This window comes from Atribacterota bacterium (assembly GCA_028703475.1).
Classification (GTDB): Bacteria; Atribacterota; Phoenicimicrobiia; order Phoenicimicrobiales; family Stramentimicrobiaceae; genus JAQVMU01.
The window spans coordinates 1-6,927 of the sequence record JAQVMU010000080.1 but is presented as its reverse complement, the minus strand read 5'-3'; the positions used below and the strand labels follow the sequence as shown (position 1 = coordinate 6,927).

General features: G+C 34.6%; 5 protein-coding genes. 4 read left to right on the top strand and 1 reads right to left on the bottom strand.

Annotation, left to right across the window (positions count from 1 at the left end):
* From PHQ99_07455 to PHQ99_07440, 4 genes are all read left to right on the top strand, one after another.
* A partial coding sequence (locus PHQ99_07455) for a hypothetical protein (protein MDD4289405.1) occupies window positions 1-1,381 on the top strand: 1,381 nt, incomplete at its 5' end.
* 99 nt (window positions 1,382-1,480) lie between these two features.
* Window positions 1,481-2,488: a hypothetical protein gene (locus tag PHQ99_07450; protein ID MDD4289404.1), complete on the top strand. Its 1,008-nt coding sequence runs from the start codon at window positions 1,481-1,483 to the stop codon at window positions 2,486-2,488.
* Window positions 2,489-2,844: 356 nt separating this feature from the next.
* Complete coding sequence (locus tag PHQ99_07445) at window positions 2,845-3,780, top strand: 2-dehydropantoate 2-reductase (GenBank protein ID MDD4289403.1); 936 nt, start codon at window positions 2,845-2,847, stop codon at window positions 3,778-3,780.
* Window positions 3,781-3,807: 27 nt separating this feature from the next.
* The gene (locus PHQ99_07440; protein ID MDD4289402.1) at window positions 3,808-4,395 is read left to right on the top strand and encodes a flavodoxin family protein; all 588 of its coding nucleotides are present in this window, start codon (window positions 3,808-3,810) and stop codon (window positions 4,393-4,395) included.
* A gap of 38 nt (window positions 4,396-4,433) precedes the next feature.
* Here the strand turns inward: PHQ99_07440 and PHQ99_07435 are convergent, their stop codons facing one another.
* A complete protein-coding gene (locus PHQ99_07435) occupies window positions 4,434-6,608 on the bottom strand; it encodes a long-chain fatty acid--CoA ligase (GenBank protein ID MDD4289401.1) in 2,175 nt (724 codons plus the stop codon).
* Between the last annotated feature and the right edge of the window lie 319 nt (window positions 6,609-6,927).

Below are 6,927 nucleotides of genomic sequence, written 5' to 3'. Positions count from 1 at the left end.
AGAGGATACCATTAAACCTGTAATTACCGGTTCAAGGGATCCTCTGCCTAATCCTTCCGGTTGGAATAATACTGATGTAACAGTAATATTTACCTGTGAGGATGTAGGGGAAGATGCCTCCGGAATTGTTACTAATACCGTAAAAGGTGCTACTGTAACTACAGAAGGAAAAGATCAGTCAGTAACCAGTACCGGTGAATGTATAGATGCAGCTGGTAATGTTGCTGATCCGGTAACTGTTTCCGGTATTAATATAGATAAGACACCACCGGTAATAGTTATAACATTACCCGGCACGGGTGAATATGAATTAAATGAAATTGTGACAGCATCATGGACTGCAACAGATAATCTGTCAGGAGTTGTTTCTCCTTCTTCAGGTTCAATAAATATTGATACCAGTTCGGCTGGTACAAAAACAATAACCCTGCCTGCCGGTACAATATATGACAAAGCAGGCAATTTATCATTTAAGGTCAGCAAATCTTATACCATTATCGATGACAATAATGACGACGATTTAATATTTACAGATAAGTGGGATGGTTTGGGCATGGGGATATACTACCATAATACCGGCTATATAGATATGTTATTAGATAATGGTTTTGAATACTTACGCATTGATATACCAACCTACACAAACTCTACCTGGTTGAGTCAGTCTAAATCTGCTGTACAAACCGCAGTTGCTAAAGGAGCAAAGGTAATCTGGGGAGTTTCATCAAACGGGACTACAATTACAAATTCTAATTGGCCAAACTTCAGACAGGCTATATTAGATGCTGCACAATGGGCACAGAATAATGGAGTATATGAATTCCAATTAGGGAATGAAGAAGAATGGCATATTGACGGTACTACAATGACTGCAAATCAAATAATCCAAAATTTAAAATCTGTAGCAACTGAAGTCCAGAAAATCTTTACCAATGGAAAGATAAGTTATTCCTGTTTTCCGGAATTCAGTCAGGATTGGGCTAATGCCGGAAAGGGTGACATAGACATTATCGCATCAAACCTGTATATGGGTGGAAATGGAAATTATAGTGATTATTGGAAAGGACTGCTGGATATTTTGATTAACGCCTTTGGAGTTAATAACGTTTATTTGACTGAATTTAATGTGAGCTGGCAATCTCTGACAGACTACTCAACAAGCGAAGCAGAGCAGGCTGAGGCGATTTTCGATATGATTGAATATATTAAAAACAAAGGAATAAAAAGAGCTGTTTATTTCTGTTTCAGACATGATGACTATGGTGTATTAAAAGAAGATGGAACTTATAGGACATTAATATGGAATGAGGCACTTCTTAATTCTGATACTATAAGGTTAGCTGGTATAAATACAAGAGCTGAAACAACATCATTGTACTAAATCTATCATTGATAGTAATCGTTTAATTTTTTAAGAGCAGTTGTTTGATAACGAAAGATTATGATTGTTTTTTTTCAGGATATATAATAGAATATCATCATGAAAAAGGCAGTCATAATCTTATTTCTATATTTTATTCTTTTAATAATAACTTTTTATCCAGCCATTATATATGCGTGTGAGCTTACTGTTGATAATTTAAATGTTTTAGAAAAAACACCCAACAATAGTGAAACAAAGACTGTAGAAACAATCAACACAATTACCACAAAATGGCCTGGTTTGGGCATGTGTTTATTCAGCAATTTTTCTATTCGAAGATTTAACAAGGATATAGATATACTATTGACTAATGGTTTTACTGAGCTAAGAATAGATATTCCCGATTATCAAAACGATAAATTGTTAACAGATTCCAAGTCAGCAGTTCAGGTAGCAGTTGCCAAAGGAGCCAAAGTAGTCTGGGGAGTTTCTTCAAATTCTCATAACAATACAGATTTTTTAATTACAGAAGAAAGCTGGCCAAATTTCAGGCAGGCTATATTGGATGCTGCCCAATGGGCACAGAGTAATGGAGTTTATGAGTTCCAAATAGGAAATGAAGAGGAATGGCATGTTGATGGCACTACATTAACTGCAGTGCAAATGATTGAGAATCTAAAATCTATAGCAAGTGAAGTGAAAACAATATTCACCAACGGGAAAATAAGCTATACCTGTTTTACCGATTATATAGATTATTGGATAATGGTTGGAAAGGGTGATATTGATATTTTAGCCTTTAATATGTACAGGGGCGGAAATGACAATTATAACAACGACTGGAAAAGAATTATAACTAAAATGGTAAATGGCTTTGGAGTCGAAAGTACTTATATAACAGAGTTTAATATAAGCTGGTCTTCCCTGGATGATTACTCTACTGATGAAAAAATACAGGCTGTAGCCTTAAAAGAGATGATTGATTATATAAAAGACTCAGGAATAAAAAAAGCCTTCTATTTTATTTATAGAGATACCCCCCTTTTTACTGACTATGGGGCAAGAAAATATGATGGTACATATAGACTATTATGGGATCATGCTTTGCTAAACTCAGGACTATAGCAAAAATATTTTTTCTCTCTCTAAGGGTTTTTACATTTAAATAGCTTCAAATATTGAGAAAAACATCGATATTTTTATTTCAACTAATAAGACAATTTTATTAAATAACTTTTAATAACAGAAGGAAATTATCAGATATTATTTTAATTGTCAGACTCAATAATATTATACAAATGAAAAGGTGTCTTATTCTTCCCAAAATCTCTAAATAAAAATATTTTAAATTATGTTATTATAATAACAATAAAGTAATCCAGTTTATAAAGTATTAAATTCATATTATTTTTAGATTTTATGATGCCATTATCTCTATATTATGAGTTAATAATAATTATTAAGGCAAGTGGGAGGAAAATATGTCAAAAGAAATTAAAAATGTATGTGTATATGGTATCGGTGGAGTCGGAGGTTATTTTGGTGGCAGGATAGCACATAAAATTAATACTGAAAATCTGAATGATATGGAAGTATATTTCATAGGTCGCGGAGAACACCTGAAATATGTTCAGGAGCATGGACTTAAGCTTATAACGGATAACGATGAATTCAATTGCTTTCCCAATATTGCTACAGATAATATAAGAAGAATTCCAACTCCTGATTTGTATTTACTCTGTGTAAAGGGATATGATTTAGAAAATGCAGTTTCTGCCATATCAAAAAATGTCTCGTCTCATACTATAATTATTCCTTTATTAAATGGGGTTGATATTTATGAAAGAATTCGGGAAAAATTACAGAAGGCAATAGTTACACCGGCTGCGGTTTACGTATCTTCCAGTATCGAAATACCGGGAACAGTCAGACAGAAGGGGCAGGAAGGGCAAATTGTATTTGGTAAAGATCCTGAATATCAGAAGTATAACTATCAGCCAATTGCTGAATATTTCAAACAAATAGGAATAAAGGCTTCCTGGTTTGAAAATCCATATCCGGCAATATGGGAAAAATATATTTTTATTGCACCATTCAGCCTGGTAACTGCTTATGCAGGAAAAACAATTGGAGAAGTTCTGGGAGATGAGAAGCTAAGGACTTTAACAGAGGAAATTATGAATGAAGTAATTTTAATCGGAAATGCAAAAAATGTAGATTTCGCAGAAAACATAGTTGAGGAGACAATTAAAAAAGCACAAGGTTTTCCCTATGAGACCAAAACATCTTTCCAGAGAGATTATGAAAAAGGTAATGCTCGGCACGAGGGAGATATTTTCGGTGGCACTTTAATCCGTATGGCGGAAGAAAATAATATTACTGTTCCGGTAATTAAAGAGATTTATAATAAATTGTAATAATCTTATGAAGGAGCAATAAGAAAAATGAGTAATAATTTAAAGGTAGTGGGTATTATAGGCAGTCCCAGGAAGGGTATGAATACGGATACTCTGGTAACAAAAGCCCTGGAAGGAGCTCAAACTTCTGGCGCCAGGACAGAAAAAATTTACCTTAATGATCTGGATATTCTGCCCTGCCAGGCTTGTGAAAAATTTCCCTCTCCTGAATATTGTTTTTTTCATGACGGGATGGATAAAATTTATAGTATCCTTGAAAGCGCTGATGCCCTGGTTATTGGTGCACCTGCTTATTTTGCATCTTTCAGTGCCCAGCTCAAGCTTATGATAGATAGATCAAACTGTCTGGCAGAGATTATTACCCAGCCAAACGGCAAATTGGTCTTTAAGCCCAGGATTAAGAAAAAAAAGAAAGCCATCTTTGTCTGGGTAGCTAACATTTCCAGAAATCCTGAGCATGCACTGGCATCTATTAGAATATGGTGTAAGTATTTTGCCAATATTGAATTGGTTGATACATTGATTGCTACTGAATCAGATTCCGGAGAAGGGGTTAGAAAGTCAACAAAACTCCTTGATAAAGCTTTTAATCTCGGAGTTTTGTTGACTACTTGAATAAAAAACTTATAGTCTGAACTATTTGATTGTTTTATCTATCCGCAGATTTTATTAATAATCTCTTCAAATTTTTTATGGATTTCAAATCTTTTTACTTTTAGGGTTTCAGTTAACTCTCCTGTTTCTACACTAAATTCCCGTGAACATAAAGCTAATCCCATAACTGTTTCATATGGATTAAAGCCGTTTTCTCTGGATATTAGTCTTCTGACTTCCTGCTGGAAAAGAGAAATAGTTTTAGGATCTTTTAAATAATCACTGATGTTTTCAATTTTAGTTTTTTCCTTCTCCCAAAAAGCCTTTAAAGTTTCAAAATTTGGAACAATGAGTACCCCCAGGCGAGGTTTATCCTGGCCTACTACCACAGCCATGTTAATAAGTTCACTCTCCAGTAATTTTTCTTCCAGAGGCTGGGGTTCAACATTCTCCCCACCTCTTAAGACTATGGTATCTTTTGATCTGCCTACTAATTGCAAATATTTACCGTTTTTTGTCTTTCTTCCCAGATCTCCGGTATTAAACCAGCCATCCTGGATAACCTCAGCAGTCTTCTGTTCATTTTTGTAATAACCTCTCATAACCATCGGACCTTTAGTCAGAACTACACCGGTTTGGCCATTGGGTATTTCTTTTTTCAGGTTATCCTTATTAACTATTTTTATTTCAGCCTCGGGCATGGTTGTCCCCACGGTAGATATGATTCGGGCATTGGGATTCCTGGCAGATAAGACCGGGGAAGTTTCAGTTAGTCCATAACCTTCACAGACCAGAATTCCGGCTATATCAAAGAATTTATCTACATTATCCGGTAATGCTCCTCCACCACTGATGGCAAATCTCAGCTTACCTCCGGCAACTTCCTTGATTTTTTTGTAGACCAGCTTGTCGGCGAGCTTGTATTGCCATCCTAACATAGCCATAGTCTTTCTGGCTTTTTTTCTTTCTTCAGGACTAAATTCCAATCTGTCAAATAATGGAATTTCATTATTGGCAATTTTTTCTGCTTCTTTATACTTTGTCCCCACTTTAAAGGCCCAGTCGAATACTTTTTTTTGAAAAGAACTTCCTTTATTGGCTTTTGCCATAGCTCCCTGATAAACACTTTCCCATATTCTTGGTACACTGGTCATTATGGTTGGTTTTTCATCCGCAAGGTCAGGAAGAAGTATTTGTTTAAAAGGCTTGCTGTAGGCGGTTGATGCACCAACGGTTAAGGAAAGGTATTCTGCCGTTCTTTCAAAGATATGCCAGGAAGGCAGGACTGATAAAAACCTGTCATTTCCATTAATATCTTGAACAGGAGGCATTACCCGAACATTATGAACAAAATTGGAATGAACCAGCATAACACCTTTTGGGTCCGCTGTTGTACCGGATGTATAAATGATTGTTACCAGATCATCTTCCCTGACGCTTTTAGCTATTTCTTCAAATTTATTATTTCCCTTTTCTAAAAGTTTCTGGCCCTTTTGTGAGATATAATCAAAAGAATAAATTTTAAAAGATTTTTGCTGGTTAAAACCTTTGTCAACAGTATATATCCTTTGCATTAGGGTTTCTTTGAAAAAAGCAGCAGGAAGTTTACCCTTTAATTTATTTAATACTTGCTGATTATTTTCCAGATAATTTTCTAAAAAATTTTTAGCCTTTGGTGATAAGAATAAAGCAGTATTTTGATGTCTGATAAAACTGTTTAATGTTTTTTCAAAAATTTTGCTTATTTTATTATTTTCGACAAAATCGATTGGGATTGCCCATTCCGGAGCCTCCGCTATTTCACAAAAAAGATTTATTTTATCAAGCAAAATTATATTTTTTATTTCTGGCAATGCCTTCGGCATCTGCAGGAAATTGATGAACTGCTTCTCTCCTTCCAGTATAGCTGCTGTGGAATCAGAGTGGCTAAGCTTAAAATATATATCTTTTGGAGAGCTACCACCGCTGCAGGGAACATCAGCAGCTCTGAGATGTATTATTGCAAGATCCGAGATAATCCATTCCAATCGGTTTTCACTTATCAGTCCGACATGGTCTAATTCTTTTATACCGATTTCCAGTAATCCGGTTCCAAAAGATTTTATCTTCTGATATAGTTCCTTATAAGTAACCGGGATGAACCTTCCTTGTTCTTTAACTTTAAATGCAGGTTTTTCCCCATGTTTTTTTACGCTTTCTTGAAGCATTTCTGGCAATGTTTTAAAACTAAACATTATTTTTTTCTCCTAACAAATTCATAATTTGGTATCTGCTTATAATATCAGTTATTATATGTATTATAATATCATCAATGTCAAACTTTTTATTTAATAATTGGAAAAATTAATAAATCAAATCCATAGATGCCTGTTGCTAAATTATCTTAATTTATGTAAAATATTTTAACAGTTGAAAATGAAAATATCTACAGCAGAAAGGAGGACTGATATCCATGCCCAATTACAATTATAAATGTCAGGATTGTCAGAATGTATTTGAGGTTACTACCTCGATTAAAGATATGGAAGAGGGTATTTTTCCCTGTCCAAAATG

Excerpts from the sequence above, each read along its gene's own strand:
- PHQ99_07435 (MDD4289401.1), bottom strand. The coding sequence starts at position 6,608 with ATGTTTAGTTTTAAAACATTGCCAGAAATGCTTCAAGAAAGCGTAAAA.
- PHQ99_07450 (MDD4289404.1), top strand. The coding sequence starts at position 1,481 with ATGAAAAAGGCAGTCATAATCTTATTTCTATATTTTATTCTTTTAATA.
- PHQ99_07445 (MDD4289403.1), top strand. The coding sequence starts at position 2,845 with ATGTCAAAAGAAATTAAAAATGTATGTGTATATGGTATCGGTGGAGTC.
- PHQ99_07440 (MDD4289402.1), top strand. The coding sequence starts at position 3,808 with ATGAGTAATAATTTAAAGGTAGTGGGTATTATAGGCAGTCCCAGGAAG.